This is a genomic window from Undibacterium sp. SXout7W, assembly GCF_049339385.1.
In the GTDB taxonomy this organism is placed as follows: Bacteria; Pseudomonadota; Gammaproteobacteria; order Burkholderiales; family Burkholderiaceae_D; genus Undibacterium.
On sequence record NZ_JBMPPF010000022.1, the window covers coordinates 44,569 to 59,552 of the forward strand.

Annotated in this window: 17 protein-coding genes; 8 read left to right on the plus strand and 9 right to left on the minus strand. The window is 46.0% G+C overall.

Annotation, left to right across the window (positions count from 1 at the left end; genetic code table 11):
* Positions 1-199 precede the first annotated feature (199 nt).
* The 4 genes from ACO0LB_RS18075 to ACO0LB_RS18090 all read left to right on the plus strand — a co-directional run bounded on the left by ACO0LB_RS18075 (position 200) and on the right by ACO0LB_RS18090 (position 1,789).
* Positions 200-535 carry a single-stranded DNA-binding protein gene (locus tag ACO0LB_RS18075; RefSeq protein ID WP_423051628.1) on the plus strand — a complete coding sequence of 112 codons (336 nt, stop codon included), beginning with the start codon at positions 200-202 and terminating at the stop codon, positions 533-535.
* Between the two features lie 66 nt (positions 536-601).
* A complete protein-coding gene (locus ACO0LB_RS18080; protein WP_423051630.1) occupies positions 602-952 on the plus strand; it encodes a hypothetical protein in 351 nt (116 codons plus the stop codon).
* Between the two features lie 2 nt (positions 953-954).
* Positions 955-1,290: a hypothetical protein gene (locus tag ACO0LB_RS18085; RefSeq protein ID WP_423051632.1), complete on the plus strand. Its 336-nt coding sequence runs from the start codon at positions 955-957 to the stop codon at positions 1,288-1,290.
* Positions 1,256-1,789 (plus strand): hypothetical protein, encoded by a 534-nt coding sequence (locus ACO0LB_RS18090; protein ID WP_423051634.1) that lies wholly within the window; start codon positions 1,256-1,258, stop codon positions 1,787-1,789. The genes ACO0LB_RS18085 and ACO0LB_RS18090 overlap by 35 nt, the downstream gene beginning before the upstream one ends.
* Positions 1,790-1,964: 175 nt before the next feature.
* Here the strand turns inward: ACO0LB_RS18090 and ACO0LB_RS18095 are convergent, their stop codons facing one another.
* Genes ACO0LB_RS18095 through ACO0LB_RS18105 form a run of 3 tightly spaced genes read right to left on the minus strand, consistent with a single transcriptional unit; the run spans position 1,965 to position 3,528 of the window.
* A complete protein-coding gene (locus ACO0LB_RS18095; protein ID WP_423051636.1) occupies positions 1,965-2,429 on the minus strand; it encodes a hypothetical protein in 465 nt (154 codons plus the stop codon).
* A 2-nt stretch (positions 2,430-2,431) separates the two neighbouring features.
* A complete protein-coding gene (stbB, locus tag ACO0LB_RS18100; RefSeq protein WP_423051637.1) occupies positions 2,432-3,151 on the minus strand; it encodes a StbB family protein in 720 nt (239 codons plus the stop codon).
* The gene (locus ACO0LB_RS18105) at positions 3,148-3,528 is read right to left on the minus strand and encodes a hypothetical protein (protein WP_423051639.1); all 381 of its coding nucleotides are present in this window, start codon (positions 3,526-3,528) and stop codon (positions 3,148-3,150) included. The genes stbB and ACO0LB_RS18105 overlap by 4 nt, the downstream gene beginning before the upstream one ends.
* Positions 3,529-3,767: 239 nt before the next feature.
* Between ACO0LB_RS18105 and mobC the strand changes: the two genes are divergently transcribed.
* The 4 genes from mobC to ACO0LB_RS18125 all read left to right on the plus strand — a co-directional run bounded on the left by mobC (position 3,768) and on the right by ACO0LB_RS18125 (position 8,398).
* The gene (mobC, locus tag ACO0LB_RS18110; protein WP_423051641.1) at positions 3,768-4,349 is read left to right on the plus strand and encodes a plasmid mobilization relaxosome protein MobC; all 582 of its coding nucleotides are present in this window, start codon (positions 3,768-3,770) and stop codon (positions 4,347-4,349) included.
* Positions 4,346-5,917: a relaxase/mobilization nuclease domain-containing protein gene (locus tag ACO0LB_RS18115; RefSeq protein WP_423051643.1), complete on the plus strand. Its 1,572-nt coding sequence runs from the start codon at positions 4,346-4,348 to the stop codon at positions 5,915-5,917. Before mobC ends, ACO0LB_RS18115 begins: the two co-directional genes overlap by 4 nt.
* Entirely contained in the window at positions 5,914-6,936 is a 1,023-nt protein-coding gene (locus ACO0LB_RS18120; protein ID WP_423051644.1) for a toprim domain-containing protein, read from the plus strand. The genes ACO0LB_RS18115 and ACO0LB_RS18120 overlap by 4 nt, the downstream gene beginning before the upstream one ends.
* Before the next feature lie 112 nt (positions 6,937-7,048).
* Positions 7,049-8,398: a DUF4214 domain-containing protein gene (locus tag ACO0LB_RS18125; RefSeq protein WP_423051646.1), complete on the plus strand. Its 1,350-nt coding sequence runs from the start codon at positions 7,049-7,051 to the stop codon at positions 8,396-8,398.
* Between the two features lie 61 nt (positions 8,399-8,459).
* Here ACO0LB_RS18125 and ACO0LB_RS18130 read toward each other — a convergent pair whose 3' ends face one another.
* From ACO0LB_RS18130 to ACO0LB_RS18155, 6 genes are all read right to left on the minus strand, one after another.
* On the minus strand, positions 8,460-10,427 hold the full coding sequence (locus tag ACO0LB_RS18130; RefSeq protein ID WP_423051648.1) for a hypothetical protein: 1,968 nt from the start codon (positions 10,425-10,427) through the stop codon (positions 8,460-8,462).
* A gap of 43 nt (positions 10,428-10,470) precedes the next feature.
* Positions 10,471-11,049, minus strand: a complete 579-nt coding sequence (locus ACO0LB_RS18135; RefSeq protein WP_423051650.1) for a hypothetical protein — start codon at positions 11,047-11,049, stop codon at positions 10,471-10,473.
* Positions 11,046-11,612 carry a type II secretion system protein gene (locus ACO0LB_RS18140; protein WP_423051652.1) on the minus strand — a complete coding sequence of 189 codons (567 nt, stop codon included), beginning with the start codon at positions 11,610-11,612 and terminating at the stop codon, positions 11,046-11,048. The genes ACO0LB_RS18135 and ACO0LB_RS18140 overlap by 4 nt, the downstream gene beginning before the upstream one ends.
* Before the next feature lie 7 nt (positions 11,613-11,619).
* Positions 11,620-12,201 carry a type 4 pilus major pilin gene (locus tag ACO0LB_RS18145; RefSeq protein ID WP_423051654.1) on the minus strand — a complete coding sequence of 194 codons (582 nt, stop codon included), beginning with the start codon at positions 12,199-12,201 and terminating at the stop codon, positions 11,620-11,622.
* Between the two features lie 61 nt (positions 12,202-12,262).
* Positions 12,263-13,318, minus strand: coding sequence for a hypothetical protein (locus tag ACO0LB_RS18150; RefSeq protein WP_423051656.1), 1,056 nt, complete (start codon positions 13,316-13,318; stop codon positions 12,263-12,265).
* On the minus strand, positions 13,319-14,974 hold the full coding sequence (locus ACO0LB_RS18155) for a GspE/PulE family protein (protein ID WP_423051658.1): 1,656 nt from the start codon (positions 14,972-14,974) through the stop codon (positions 13,319-13,321).
* Positions 14,975-14,984: the final 10 nt, after the last annotated feature.

The window sequence follows — 14,984 nt, forward strand, 5'->3', positions numbered from 1 at the left end:
AAGACTGTTTTCTGCTCGGGAAATAAGAATTTTTTTAACAATGAAGATTCATTTTTTAATGCAATTTTAATAATTTAATAGAAAATGTTTAACAATATAAGTAAAGGTTTTTCTTTACTTTATACCGTTTTTTTACTATACTGTAAGTACAGTCTGATCACCTGGCTGTCATTCAAATCCACACTTTAAGAGGTTCATCATGGCACACGATATCAATCAATTTTTCGTAACTGGTCATTTGGTTGCAGATCCAGAATTTTTCCCCGCTGCCCAGGACAATAAGAAAGACCTGGTACGCTTCCGCATCGCCGCGAACTACGATGAAAAACGCGCCAACTTTATCCCCATCACCGTATTCGGCAAAATTGCCGCCTCCCATGCTGAAAACCTGCGTAAAGGTTCCGGCGTCGTGGTCACTGGCTCAATCAGCAATAACGATTTTGAAGCCAATGGCGTGAAACATTACAGCTTCAACTTTGTCGCTGACGATGTGAAATACATCGGCGGTAAGCGTGCCGATCAGGGCGACGAGTAATCACTTTGGTGCTACTGGTGACAAACCTCACCAGTAGCAACTACCCACCTTTACCCGACTGACATTATGCGCACAGCAAATATTCCCAGCTGGACATACGAAGGCAAAGCACCTGGCGTGCTGACTTTTTTTGAATCAATTGCGCTGGCCGGGCTGGAAGGGCAGAAGATCAAGCTGTCAGCTGACATACAGCGAACCCTCTTGGGTGGTGTGGTCTTCGGCAGACGGGAAATATCTGTACTGCCAGATGGAACGGTGAAGTGCGTCATCAGTACCACTTTTGGCTTGGATTATGAAGAGGCTACATGGTCTGCATCAGTCGTTACTCTGGCACTTCAGGCACAGCAGCAGTTACGCCCTGGAACGTTTGGCGCTAATTACTATGACTATCCAGACCATCATCTACCGGAGGATTAAGCATGCTTACGCAACAACAGCGCGATCAATTCCGTTTGGCGTTGGCAGCCTTAAATAACTACAGCATCAAGCGCGTTGCGGATCTGGACATCGACCAAGAGATTACGGATAGCCAGGTGGTCGAAACCAGAGACACGCTGGAGGATTTTTTTTCAGCGCATGGCCGCAAGCTTGGCCATCGTGACGGCAAGCCGAACGGCCAGGAGCTGTGCCGGACAATCGCCGGAGCTTTATATAAATGGGAAGCAGTACAGAGCAGGCCAGGTAAGCGCCGGGGCAACTTGTTCGTCATGGATTTTGGCGATGCAAGGGCTTGCTACTTTGACGGCGAAGTATGACACTAACGGTATTCAATTGATAATTTCAGAGGGTGATGACATGGCACTGCACATAGACAGCGGTTTCAACGTGATAATCAATCAAGGCGGCATAGCACACAGACCTGGCTATGTTTTCGTCACTGAAACCGCTTCCAGTAATGGAAAACTGTTTAAAGGCAACGGCGGACACAATGGCAGTTTTTTTCAATACAAAACAGAAGGCATCGCTTTGTTTGAAGGCAACCGAGAAGAACTCACTTTGTCACGGTTCCAGGATGTAACTGGCTGGTGTGCGCCAGAAGTAAAGGCTTATCCCGCCAAGTATGCGCACTCACCAAGCGACACACCAGGCACAATGACTATCATTGCCGGCACAGATGAAGAAGCAATGTCAAAAGCGCGTGACTTTGTAGAAAAAGGGTTTCGTAACAGCACCTGGATTACCGTGGATATTGAAAACGGTTTTTATAACGCACGAAACGAGCATGGCCGTGCGATTGGCAAGCTGACACAATAAAATGTCACCAGCTGCGCATCATCCTGGGCAGATTTGGATATGTGCAAAGCACCGTTCCCAGGAGAGCGCAGCGTAATCATTATAACCACAATTGTGAGATCCACCTGGCCGGACATTGCGCCATCTTAGATATTTCTTTCCCTAGTAGAAAAGGCTCGCACCTGGCGAGCCTTTTCTATTTCCGTGGTATCAGTAGAAGCAGGGACGTGACTGTTAAAGCATTACAGAAGACAAAAGCGGCAAAGATCATCAGCAAATCTTTCGTCTGTCGTCTGTTGAGCAAGTCACTCAGATTTTGACTCAAATTCAATTTTTGCAGCTCTTTAGCAACCGCTCGTTGTGCCTCCTGCCCAAATGTCTCGCTGTTGGCCTGTATTACCCTGGACAGGTTTTCATTCACTTTGGCGAGTTCAGCGCTCACAATCTGCCCGGCCAGCTCCCGATTCATGTTGGCGCTTTCCTGCATGGTCTGCTGCAGTGTCGCTGCAGCATTACTCAACACATTTGCCGCCTGCAGCAATTTTCCCTCCTGGTGATCTACTCTCTTCGCAACTGCATCCAGGCGAGCAATCAAACTATCGGCTTCTTCGTACAGGCCACTTAGAAGCGCTTCACGAAGTTCTTGAAGGTTGCCATTCATGATTACAGGCGCAATTCAGCGTATACGTTATCGAGATTTTGGGTTACCTGACTAGACCTGCGTTTCATAGCAATGCGCACTAGGTAGTATGCTTGTTTATCGGTTCCCATTACACTATTAAAGTCGGCACGGTAATTGATAGGATCATTAATTACGTCTGCCAGAGTCAATTGTGTGTCTTTTAACTCGTCAAAGAGTGGACTTTTATAGATGGCAGCCTTTGTGTTAACTGTTGCTTTCTTCAGTTGATGTAACGCCACTATTTCAGCAAATTTAGATTCAATGTCGAAGTTAATACCATCAATCTTATTGAAGACAATTTTTATTTTCTTGGCTGGTACCCCCATTACATGCAAAGCTTCAACGGTTCTAACCGCTTCTTCTATTGCGTGACTTGACTCGACGACCGGAATCAAAAAACAATCAAATTCTTCGTGGCTACCGTCAAGCTGCACCATTTTTTCAAAGAATTTTTCGGCATTTGATTGGCCTACGTCCACCAGCGCTGCTTTTGACAGCATGACTGCATCGAGCACTTCGTCAAATTTATCAGCAGGTACGGTGTGCGCTTTTACACCAGCTTCCTGGAGACCGCCGTTTAAAGTTTCGAAACTAAAAATGCAATCCGATGGGATTTCTGGTTTTAAGCGTGGTAATAGAAAATTTGCAGTAAGGGTTGTTTTACCAACATCACCGCAGAAGCTAGTAACTACTATTTTCATGATTGATCTTTCTTAATAAATTTATTTCTGTTTTGATAAGCCACTTTTTTAACTTCGGCCATGTGGGATTTATCACCGCTTAACACTTTTGCTAGCTTCGAAGTAGCATCAAGGGTTTCATTTTTTTCCTCATGACTTTCACCAGGTTCATTTTGTTGCGGGATTTTCGCTTGAACCAGGTCTGCAGGTATGTCCTTTTTAGCAAGCTTGACCGCTTGCAGAAAAGACGACAGCTGCATTGTTAACCCGTGATTCTCCTTGTAGTCTTCAAAAATGTAAGGCAGGGTATATCCTTCTTTTTGTTTTGCAATAATATTAACTATATTATTTCTAACGAAGGCGGCACCGTGCAGCATTTTTATTGTCGATTTGGTCATTTTCTGTTCAGAATTTATTTATTTCCCCGCTAGAATGCCGTCAACTGCTTTGTCATGTCAACCTTTTATACCAAATAACTACCTTTTATCTACCAATTCCCTACTTTTTTGAAAAAATCTAACTCAAATGTTGGCATTTACAATGCCAATTTAATCACTTTTTCGCTTTTTTACTACCTATTTAGTACCAAAACAGTACGATAAGCCGAAATCTGTTTAAGCTAAGGCGGGATAGGCATTTGCCATTATTATTGGTACCAATAATTAATAAAATCGACTATACTTTAACCATGGCTGAAATCAATTTAAAACTGACCGAAGACGATACAAATCTCCTGGATGAACAGAGGAAAACTTCTGGGATGACGAGGTACGCCTATGCGCTCAAACTGGTTAAGGACGCGATTCAGAAGCGACGAGATCCAGCAGCGATCTTTGCCAAAGAACCGGCAGGCGATTTTAAAATGGTCACGGTAACCATCACATTGCCGGACTTCATTGAACGTGCTGTTATGGCCAGAGCAAAAGCAAACGGTATGAAAAGAAGCCCCTACATTGCCGCTGTACTCCAGGCTCAAACATTGAAAAAGCCGGTCATGCGACATAATGAGATGCAGGCGGTATTGCAGTCTCAACGAGAGTTGGCAGCAATCGGCCGCAATCTCAACCAGGTGGCCAGGGCTTTGAATGAGCGTTTTACGGAAACGGACAAATTGAAACTAGGTATGCTCAACGATTTGAAAATTGCAATTGAAAAGCAACAGGCCGCAATCAGTGATTTGGTCAGGGCTTCGCGTCGTTCCTGGGGAGCTGATGAATGAAGAGTAAAAAGCCCCAAAAGCCGCTTGGTGCAGAGCTACATGATGTATTAAATCCATATGCGCAAGTGAAGGGCGGGGTATCGAGAGAAAGAATTCGATTTGACAGGCCCGGCTCTTCAGGCAAAGCGAAAAGTAGCGGAAATGCTTCAGCTGGTGGTGTGGTGGCTGGACATTCAGAAGTCATGGTGAAAATTACCAACTTCAGTAAGGGAGCCAAGGCGACCAGGGCGCATTTGACCTATATCACCAGGAACATGCAGCTTGAGGCAGAAAACCAAAATGCGGAACAGCTGGCGCATAGGGAAGAAATAAAAGATGTCATCAATGAGTGGGGCAGGGCCATCAATGATGAGAAATCAGGAGCTAATACCAGGACGGCAATGCACTTGATGATGTCTATGCCAAAAGGTACTGAGCCAGAAGCAGTAAAAAACGCCGCAAGAGAATTTGCGCATGACGAATTTGGTGAGAATCACGAGTACATTTTTGTTCTACATACGGACAGACCTCATCCACACGTTCATCTTGTAGTGCGAATGCTGGGCAAGAATGGCAAGCGCTTGAATCCTCGTAAAGCAGACTTAATGCGATACCGGGAGGCTTTTGCAGTAGAAATGCGCAGGCAGGGTGTGGATGCAGTAGCGACAGTACGCCAGGCTCGCGGTGTAGTAATTAAACAAGATCAAAGCAAAGTCGCACACGCGATTGATCGTAAGGCATCCACAATAGAGGCAAAGCGAATTGTAGAAGCTGTAGATGATGTTTTGAAGGAACGGAAGGGCCAGAAGCCAACAAAAGGGCCATGGATAGATATGATAGAAGCGCAGCGCATCAAAGTCACAGCAGCATGGCAAGCATTCGCTGAAGAACTATCGGCACCGGCTACAAAGCCGAAGGCGCGCCAGATAAGCCTTGAAGTCATACGCGCTGGAATGAATCAGAACAAAGAAAGAGCAAAAATATATGCCCAAGAGACCAACTCTAAGCTACACGATCAACCAGGAGTTCACGGACAACGACGGCGTGATCGAGAGAAAGCAAATACCGATCTACATAAGTCCGGTTATCGAATCCCTGGAGGAAGAGGACAGGCCACGTCCACAACCAGCTTGCGCAGTTTGCCCAGCGTCAATGTGGTATTTCATCGGGGAAGAGCTGAACAGTTATTGCTCAAGAATGCACGCAGTCATGTGGACAGCATCGGCAACACCGATCACGGAATGCGACGGAAGAATACACGCGATGCAGCAATACTTACTGGAAATCAAGGAAGTGGGCGTGGACAACACATTAACGCCGATGACGTTAGACGATACGTCGAACGGCTAGAAAAGGCACCATTCCTCACCAGACACGAAACTTTTAAAAACAGCTTGAAGAAACAATTCGCTTTGGGATTGGATGCGGTCAATGCGGTGAAACAAGCAGCAGAAGCAAAATTGCAAGCGGTTCAAAAACAGAACCAGGTAGTAAAGACAGGGCAATCTAAGCCTGCACAGAAAGATAAAACTCGAAACGATGCGAAATTCAACAAGGCTAAAAAATCAACCTTGAGGAGTGATGTATGAGTAGCAGAGCAGAAGTAAATCAAAAGGCCGTTGAAGAGGCTAGGCAAAAGGAGGCGGCCAAGCAAGCGGCTGCTAAGGCCAGAGAGATACCGATCACAACAGTTTTCGTTGCCATGGGTTGCGAGCAAGATCCAAAAGATGAATATCAGTGGCGCACGGCCAACCATGATCGTATATCAACTGGTGGCCGGGACAATAAACCGCAGCTTTGGTTTAACCATGACAGGGAGAAGGGCGGTTACGGCGCAATTGACCTGGTTATGCATCTGGGTGAGATGAAGTATTCCGAGGCGCTAACCTGGCTTGGTTCAGAAACGACGAAAACAGCGGTGATATCGACGGCCATGGTGATTGCCAAGCGCCAGGCTGAACAAAGCACCAAAAAACAGACTGAACCACCAGCAGAGGTAAAAGCCAATTGGAGCATTGCCAGGGACTATCTGATCAATGTTCGCAAGTTGGGACCAGAACTGGTCAATCGTATGCACCTGGAAGGAAAAATATACGCGGACAGCTATAAGAATGTGGCATTCCTTTCCTACGATGGCAAGAGTGCGGAATTGAGGGGTACGGGAACGTTTCCTTATCATGGCCTGCGTGGTGCAGAGAAAAGACCGTTTGGTATCAAATCTATGGATAAGGAAGCGGGGGCCGCATTTACAGAATCAGCAATTGAAGCCCTCAGTTTGCGTGAACTCGGCTTCAAAGGCTACATACTCGGTTTTGCAGGCCAGGCCAAAGAAAAGGCCGGTGAAATGGCGCAGTACTTACACGACAGAGGTTGGAAAATCGTGAGTGCATACAACAATGATAAAACGGGCGAACAGATGTCAGATAACCTTGCTGAAGCATTGAATGGAAAACAGATACCCGAAAGACTTACCCCTGTGACGAAAGACTGGAATGACGACCTGAAGGCAGGCTTGTCATTCGGATCTGCTAGGGAAAAAGGACTTACGGCGATGAATGAAGTCAAACAAGAGCCAGTTAAGGCAAAAGGACAGTCTCTGACTTCTTAAATTTCGCGCGCGAAATATTTCAAATAAAAGTGCAGATCGTGTAAACGGTATGGGGTTTTGGAACGTTATATAAGTAAACCAAAATCTTTACTATCTAAGATAGGAAAACATTATGATCAAATTCAATATTCTGTCCTTCCTGGATCAGACAGGTAAGTATGGTGATGCTCAGACGCTAAAAAATATACAATTTTACTTAAATGCTTTGGCCGACCAGTATAACGGCACGATGGCATCTAAGGACGTTACTGTTCAGGTCAAGCTAACCTTAACACCCGAGACAACGTATTCAGCCTCGGCAACCTCGACTACAGCATGGGATTCACTGTCACAGAATTTCAAGAGCACTACAGAGACATTGATTCAAAAAGGTGTGGATTTAGCTACGGGAGGCGCAAACTTTATTTTGAATTTGTCTGATGGCGTCATAAATACCATGAACAGTCAGCTTTCAAAGACCTATGTTGCAACAGCCACTGGCGGCCTTTCACTCCTTATTCATGAATTAGGACATGCTCTCGATATAAATACTGCTCTCGATACGAACACAGGCTTGCCACGGTCGAGCTATATAACAACTTATGATAAGTTTGTGACAATACAAGGAAACCAACCATATTTCACAGATGTATATGCGTCTGCAATTTATGGTTCTAAGGTTCCGCTCAAAAGATTGGGGGATTCCGACAGCATTGCTCATTTGTCGAAAGCGTTTTTAAATGGAACTATTACTGACAAAATCGGTAGTGACCCAATGTCGGAGAGTGCTGGCTATATCCCTCAAGATGGATATTTGTATACAGATCTTGATCTTGCAATTTTCAAAAGTTGTGGTTATCAAAATCTAAACACGTTAACATCCTATGATGGCCATACTTTCATCACCGGATTGAATACCAAGTCTGTTGTTGGGACAACCCAGGTTGATAAAGTAATTCAGGACGGTGTAAGAAATGATTATGTGCTGACAAAGGTAGGCAACCAGGTAGTAGAAGCCATCAAGTACGATGGTTCAACTATCTCGTTTTCCGGCATTGAGCGTTTTCAGTTTGCAGATAAACTGATTGCACTCGATCTCGACGGCAACGCTGGCCAGGCGTATCGTCTGTACCAGGCAGCGTTTAATCGCACGCCGGATGTCGAAGGGTTGGGATACTGGATAGGTCAAATGGATAAAGGTGCGGAAAACCTCAACCACGTGGCAGCTGGTTTTGTTGGCTCAGCAGAGTTCAAAACACTTTATGGCCAGAATGTGTCAGATAATGCTTTTCTGACGGCTTTGTATTCCAATGTTTTGCATCGTGCGCCGGATCAGGCGGGTTTCGATTACTGGAATGGTCGTGTTAATGCCGGCATGACGCGGCCAGACATCTTGGCGAGTTTCAGCGAAAGTGTAGAGAACCAGGCACAAGTTATCGGCTCAATCCAAAATGGCATTACTTACGTGCCTTATGTCTTGTAAAGAGTCACACCAATGAAAAAGGGCAGCTAAAAAGCTGCCCTTTTTTTATTGCGGTTATATGCTATTGGAAGCAGTTTGAATCAATCCAACATACATTTGTGGATAAACCTTGTGGCGTCGGGTAATAGGTGTCTTGCCTACAGCTATTCTGATTAGATGCAACACATTGCAACTCGGTATCCCAGACTCCGCGAGTGCATGTAGTCGGCCATCCATTGCCAGGGCAGGGAACAAATGGAGGTTTACATGCACTTCCGTTCCAGGTAAGGCCTGCTGAGCAAGCACATACCGGGAAGTTCTGAGGACCGTTAGCTGGGCAAGTTTGTGGTACACAACTGTTACTAGACGTGCTCCAAATCAAACCTGCTTGGCAAGCACATATAGGCCAGTTCTGCGGTCCCCCGGCCGGGCAAAGAGGATCGTTCTTAGGGTCAGGCACGCATGTTGCACCATCCCACTTGAAACCAGTAAGACACGCACAAGTCGGCCAGTTCTGTGGCCCCCCGGCCGGGCATACATTGTTGTTGCAGGAGGGGTAGTTTGTGGCACCGTTTGAGCAAACATTGTTATTACAGGCCGGGTAGTTGGTGGCACCATTGCTGCAAGTATTGTTATCGCAGGCAGGGTAGTTTGTCGCACCATTGGAGCACGATAAATTGTTACCTGGCTGGTTGTTGTCGCAAGCCGGGAAATTGGTTGCGCCGTTGGTGCAGACATTGTTATTACAGGCCGGGTAATTGGTGGCACCATTCGAGCAAACATTGTTGTTACAGGCCGGATAATTCGTCGCACCGTTGCTGCAGGTGCTTGGATTAGCCGGTATGTTGTTGTCGCAAGCCGGGAAATTGGTTGCGCCGTTGGTGCAGACATTGTTGTTACAGGCCGGGTAGTTGGTGGCACCGTTGCTGCAACTCGGATTGCCTGGCACATTGTTATCGCAGGCAGGGTAATTTGTCGCACCATTCAGACATTGGCCAGGAGTAGGAATTGTCACGCAAGTGCTGCCATTCCACGTTTCATTTGATCCGCAGGCGCACGTCGGGTAGTTCTGCGGGCCGTTGGCTGGGCAGGTTGACGGCAACGGTACGCACATAACACCGTTGTGGTACTCATTCGGGCCGCATGGAATTGGATCGTTAACGCAAGTGGATGCACCGTTATCCCAATGCTGACCAGCTGGGCACTGACAAGTACTTAACAGCGAATTCCAGCGCATAGGGGAAGAGCAACGAGCCTCACAGAATGTCCCGTTCCATTGCTGCTGTTCAGTACATGCCGGCATTGCGCAAGTAGAACTTTCATCAATCCAGGGTGTGTAAGTGACACCATCGAATTTGTCAACACTCTTGATGCGGCTCTGCACGATCTGACCGGTTTGTGGCGCAGGGCAGGGCAGCGTTTGATATTCCTTAATATCAAAGGTTTTGAGGGGTTTATTCGATGGCAGCCAGTTAGCAGCCACCACGATAGCTTTTTGACCTGGTAAGGGGTTTTTAATGCGTGCATTATCCTTTTCGAGCAGCAGGTCAGACGTGACTGAGTTTGTCCATCCTGCAGTCCCTATGCTCAAAGCGATTGAGCTGGCCAATTTCCCAGATGGCAAATCGTTCTTATCCTTGACCGGATTTGACGGATTCACCTTGATTGCGATCACGCAGCTTGCATCCGGGCAGCCAGGCGTTTCGAATTCTAGGGCAACCTTCAATTTGCCGCCGAAACGATCAGGTAAATTTTCGTTGAAACCTTGTTCCAAAAATCCGCCTGCCTGCAGCTCGGCAACTGTAGGCTGCATCGTATTATTAAATCCAGTTACGACTTGCTTGTTTAAAAGCTTGTCCTGGTTCTTTTTTGCGTAAGCTGTGGCAGCATTCAACACCGTTAAATATTGGTCGCCACGGGCGCTTGCATTGTAGCGTTCGCCAATTTCCTTGATACCGAACACGCCGCCAAAAACAATGCCGGTGATAATAGCTGCGCTGACTATCGCACCTATTAAACTGACACCTCTTTGTAAAAATCTCATTTTCATAACATCCTCCTGGTTTACTTCAGATTTATTTTCTTGCGGCTGGTTACGAGTTAGGAACGAAGATATAGCCGGCGATTGAGGCCGGGACAGCCCCAGCCGGATTAGGAACTTGAGCAGTACCGTTCCCAATCATTGCGCTGTTGCCTTCTGCCGAGCAGAAACCTATGTCTCCGAGTTTTCGCGCAATTTCACATGCACGCCTACCATCAGGTATCCCAGATGAGGAACCTAGAATGCTTCCAGCAAGGTATGCAAAGCCTGATATTGATCCATTTGGCTGTGCATCTACTTGTATTTTGTACTCTGATCCGAACGGAGTAACGACGCCAACCCCTTCGGCCGTCAAATACTTTTGATCAATCAATTCCTGCACCGTTGGTTTATTCGGATTACCAATGCCACTAATTTTCTTATTCAAGATTAGTGCCTCCTTATTTTTTTCTGCGTAATACTGCACGCTTGTGGTGACTTGTTTTAGCGCGTCAGCATCAGACGTGCGTATGGTCATCAATACTGCATTTCTCGAAATAGAAATCACAATCGTGAGGAGAATAATTGCTACGCCAAGAGAAACAATTGCGAAAACTAACGTTTCGCCTTTTTGAAATTTATTTGATTTCATAGTGGACTCGGTGCTGAAGCAATTGCACAAACAGTAGCTGCACTATTTATCGGGCTGGTTATGTCCTTATAGCCAGATCCAACGAGAATGCTGGGCGCATCAGGGGCTGTGTAAACACCTCCTGGTACTGCGGCCGCAATTGCTGAAGCCAGAACAAATGAAGGCGCGGCATGTTCCTGGACCTGGCCAGAGTCGCAGACAATGCCGGTTAAATTCTTACCCACGCCGACACGGACAACAAATAAAAATTGCCCGTTGAATTTCGACCTTGTTGGGAAAGTTGACGGCAGCAAGCCATTTGCAATCAAAGATTCACGAGTTGGCGCCAAGGCGTTTGTGTAGCCTGGCGCTGTCCCCGTAGTGACTATCAAAAAGCCATTTTTCTTTATATATGAATCGAGAGCCTTTTGCCCTCGCGTCAAGGTGTTGCTCTCTTGAAAAATAAGGTCATGCTTGGCAATCAAACCAAGGAAGCCGAAAAAAACCATGACTATGACAAGGACTATAGCAGTCATAACCATAATCTCGATGAGGCTGAAACCACCTTGACGCAATTTTTTCATATCTTGATCAGCTCTGTTTGATACGACCAGAAACAATGGTCAGGTAATCACCGGTGTTGCACTGTGCAATTGCAGCGTTTGTATCCAGGGCCGCACCGAAAGCTTTCACAGAAGTTCCGCCAACAGTAATTGTATCTACTGCGTCGGCCAGCATATTGACGTGATACAGGCAAGCCTTGCGAGGCACACCAGTGTCAGTAACAGACTGTGTGTTGTTAGAAACACCGTTCAAGGTCGCTGGTGCAAATGTTTCAGAGCCGCCATAGTAGTTACTGATGACACCGCCACCTGGCAGAAACTTCAGATCAATGATGTTTTGTTGCGCAACGCCTGCAGTCGTGAGGGCCGCAAACGACGAAGCACCGTTATATGCAGAATTCACACTGGACATATTCGCCAACTGCACTGTCGATGCGCGCCAGGCTTTGAAGTAAGGCCATGCGTAGTTATACAAAACAAAGATGAAAGCAATAATGCCAATGATCAAACCACCTGTGAGTAACAGGTCGGTCAAGGTTGCTGCACCCCTCTGCTTACCCAAGCTAACAGGGCGGTTGCGGGATTTAAAAGTGTTAGAAAGAGTATTCATAGAAAGATCCTTATAAATTAAATTTAACTGCGATTACGAACTACCAAACTGGAAAGAGTTACTACCTCAATCCAACTTTTTTCAACATCGTTGTGATAATCAACCCCACCGTCGCAATGACGATGAATAACACCAGGCCGATAGTCAACTTCAAGCCTTCCTCGATCCGAGGGCTTAATTCCAGAACATCACGAGTCACGATTTCCATCGCGTTCGCTGCAATTTCATGGATCTGTGTGTGCCAGTTAGACCAACGCGCATAGTTGGTCAACAGGTCACCTAATTCTGGGCTGAATAAGCCGGTGCTGACCAACGCGAACCCGGCATTGGAAGCATCTTTATTCAGCTTCTTGAGCATTGTGGAAATGTGTGCCTCAAGATAAGGCGTTGCATGGGTACGTATTCTTTCCAGCGACGGTTTCAACGGATAATCAGCCTGCATCAGAAATGCCAAGTTCATCAGAAACATCGCGCATTGTTGATCGCGGTATTTATTAAAAAGAATCGTCTTTTCAGCATAAAGGCGGGATTTTCCAGACCAGCGCGGCAAAGACCAGAACCACCACAACACTGTAGGAATGGCCAGGAAGATTGCAAAACTCAAAAAGAGCGTGAGATTGTGCGTAAAAGCTGCGACTGCCCTGGGTAAAAAGCCCCACTCGCTTTTTGGTATAGATTCTTCTATTACGGAAAAAAAACCAGAATCAATTCCATAGAACAATGCGATTAGCAATATGCCTGGCAGGATTGCTGAACGTATCGCCTTCTTGATTGACTCTTGCATGAGCGTGATTTGTTTGACGGCTCGTGATAGAAACTTAAATGCGTTCGGAAGGTTTTGTGTCTCTTCGGCCGACGCAATTAAACCAGCCTCTGAATCACTGATCGTCCCGCGCATACTATTGGCCAGGCTGCCAGAGTTATGCAAGAAATTGTGTTTCCATCGTGTGTAAACAGGTATCAAGTCGCTTTTACGCTTAATAGCAACTTTGTACAGCTCATCAATTTCATTTTTCAGATTCGCATCGTGATCCAGGGCGAAACCAATTTGGGCATATATTTCAGCGCGGCGGCGATGAAATACCCGTTTCGCTAAAAAGAATTTAAATTTTTCCATTTAAGCTGGCTCCGCTTCAAGGTCTGATTTTTGAGTTTTTTTCTTAGTCTGTTTTGTCGGGTCGAAGGTTGGTTTGTAAAACTCGATGTAATCTATTAATGCATCGACATCTTCAACATCGACAAGCCCGCGAGATACCTGATACAGAGCGTTATTAATAATTGGCTTACCAGTGATATCTTCATCTGTGATGTGCGTATTGCACTGATTTAACCAGTATTGTTTTGCCTGGGCATCCAGGTTTTTAGCCATTAGGCTCATGTACTCTTCGTCGGGCTGGATCAATTCAATCACAGGGATGCGTCCAGAAATGCCTTCTTCACAATCATTACAGCCGGCTTTGTTTTTGATGTACACACCGTCCAGGGGGACATGCAGACGCTTTAAATTACTGACGAAGTATTTGGTCAGATTATTATCTGTCGTCTTGATCTTGCATTTTTCGCAGAGCCTTGGAATAAGTCTCTGATGGAAGATAAGACCTACTTTGTTGGTATCACACACAACAGATCTCTTTTGCTGAATGTGATCGTCGCATAGACGGCCGATGACATAGTGAGCGCCATTTGTGTGCAAGGTCGTAAACACCTTTTGCCCAGTATCTTGCGCAATCATGGCGAGCGTTCCCATTTCTGCATCGCGGATTTCACCGACCAGCAAATCATCTACGCCTACACGCAATGCTCTTTTCATTGAGTTAGCCATGCCAATTTTTTCGACGTTCACGCGAGTGACGCCAAACTGGAAAAATTCAACAGGATCTTCGAGTGTCATTCTGTACTTACCGCGATTACCTATATCCGACTGCATCAGACAATACAGCGTCGTGGTCTTACCAGACCCTACCGGGCCAGTACACAAGATCATGCCTACTCGACGTTTTGCCTGGCGTCGCAAGATGCTGATTACTGAAGGTCCAAACCCAATTTCTTCAAGAGTAGGTACAACTCCTTTTTCACCTTGCGGTTGAATACGCAAGGTAAGATCATATCCACCATCAGATTCAGGTATTGTTTGATAACGCAAGTAATATTCGTTTTTATCAATTGTCCGTTTAATTTTTGCTGACTGATCCTCGGCTGTGGGCGCAAAGGTTTGTTTTCCTTTCTCGTGCCCTGTTTTATCGGCAAGGTTGGTATAAAGGTGCGAACACAAAGAGTTTCCGAGTTGAAAGCTGATACTTTCCAAATATCTGACAGTGCCATGGATTTTTAAGGTAATCCCGGTCGTGTCTTTCCGAACGTGCAGACGGATATCGGACGCATGGCGAGCAATTGCCTTTGATAGTAACGAGTCGATATGTGTTGAGTTTGAAGACTCCATATCCTGATCGCTATCATCATATCCACCACCATCATTTAAGTGATAATGCGTGCGGATTACGCTGGTAGTTTCTTCTTTAATTGTCAGTTTCCAGCCAAGATTTTCAACTCTACTAACAATTGTTTTAAATTCGGCTGTCGGTTTGAAATGGTCCGCGACAAGGATTGTTGCTTGTAAGGGGGCATTGGCGATTACCGCGACAGTCGGAAGATAGGAAGATCTAATACGAATGAGCGCGCTATCATCGTCACCAGACAGTAAGCAAGGATATTCTAGCGCTTCTTGTTGGGCTGCCAGCCGTGCTTTAATCCAATTGGTAATCCTTTTATACATACAATCTTTC